The organism is Streptomyces sp. AC627_RSS907 (genome assembly GCF_019049165.1).
On record NZ_JAGMUE010000434.1, the window covers coordinates 1,040 to 2,513 of the forward strand.

Consider the following 1,474-nt stretch of genomic DNA (forward strand, 5'->3'; position numbering starts at 1 on the left):
CGCGGAGCATGGCAAACAGGACGCTGATGCGTTGGCGGGCAAGGCGGAGGAGGGCCTGGGTGTGGGTCTTGCCGCGTGCTCGTTGCTTGTCGTAGTAGGCGCGGGAGGCCGGGTCGGCGTTCATGCAGGCGAAGGCGGACAGGAACATCGCCCGTTTGAGCTGCCGGTTTCCGCCTCGTGGGGCGTGTTCGCCGTGGATCGAGGTCTTGGTGGTGGGGGCGAGGCCGGCGTAGGAGGCGAGGTGGGCGGCAGTGGGGAAGCTGATGCCGTCGCCGACGGTGACCAGCAGGACGGCGGCGGTCCTGACGCCGACGCCGGGCATCGACGTCAGGACCGGGGAAAGAGGGTGAGCCTCCAGCAGGGCGTTGATCTGGGCTTCCATGGCCCGGCGCTGGGTGTGGACGGCGGCCAGGGAGGCGGCCAGCGTGGGGATGACGATGTCGAGGGTGCCGGTGCCGGGGACGACGACGGTCTGCTCGTCGAGCGCGTCGAAGACGTCGTCGATCAGCCGGGCGGCCATGCGCGGGGCTTTCGGGCGGATCAGCTCCACGAGTCTGCGGCGGCCGGCCTTGCGCAGGGCGGACGGGGAGCCGTAGCGCTCCAGCAGCCAGGTCACGGCCTGGTGGTCGAGACGAGGGCCCAGAACGCGTTCGAGGCTGGGGTGGAACTGGGTGAGCAGGCCGCGTATCCGGTTGGACGTGCGGGTGGCCTCGGCCGCGAGGTCCTGGTCGAAGCCGACCAGGACCGTGAGTTCGGCGGTGATCTCGTCGGTCAGTTCCAGGGAGCGCAGGGTGTGCGGCATGGTGCGGGCCGCGTCCGCGATCACCGCGGCGTCCTTCGCGTCGGTCTTGGCCTCGCCCGGGTAGAGGTCGGCGATCCGGCGCATGGCCAGGCCTGGCAGGTAGGCCACCTGGCAGCCGGCGTCGCGGGCGACGGTCAGGGGCAGGGCGCCGATCGAGGCGGGCTGGTCGACGATGACCAGGACGGTGCCGAACTTGGCGGTCAGCTTGTCGAAGACGGCCCGCAGTCTCGGCTCGCTGTTGGGCAGCTGCTTGTCGAAGACCTTCTTCCCGGCCGGGGTCAGCCCGTGGCCGTGGTGGGCACTCTTGCCGACGTCCAGGCCGAGGAACACGCCCACGTCTTCGGTGTCGAACACTGCGCTCTCCACTCCTTCGGTGCGGCTGGCCTTGGCATCGGTGTCGTACTCGCGCATCCACGTTATGCAGACCTGCCGTCCGCGAACTGTCCGGCGTTGCGCCGGACCGGACGGTGGCCGGACCTCTCATCAGCGTCTCCGACGGCACCTCCCGGGCCCGGTGACACCACCCCCCAGGTCATCGACTTCGACAGGGGGACACAGTCATGCCGGGCCCGGAGGCCAGCGGCCCCATTGCGGAGCCGCGAAGAACATAACGGGGGTGCCTGTGCCTCCGGCGGTTGGGCGGGGGGGTGCCTGCGGGGGCCTGCGTCGGTT

The 1,474-nt window shown here is 70.6% G+C and carries 1 protein-coding gene; it reads right to left on the bottom strand.

The window, feature by feature from the left end; translation table 11 throughout:
- Positions 1–1,156, bottom strand: a 1,156-nt coding sequence (locus KUM32_RS36310) for an IS110 family transposase (RefSeq protein ID WP_217146159.1), incomplete at its 3' end; no start/stop codon positions are given.
- Positions 1,157–1,474: the final 318 nt, after the last annotated feature.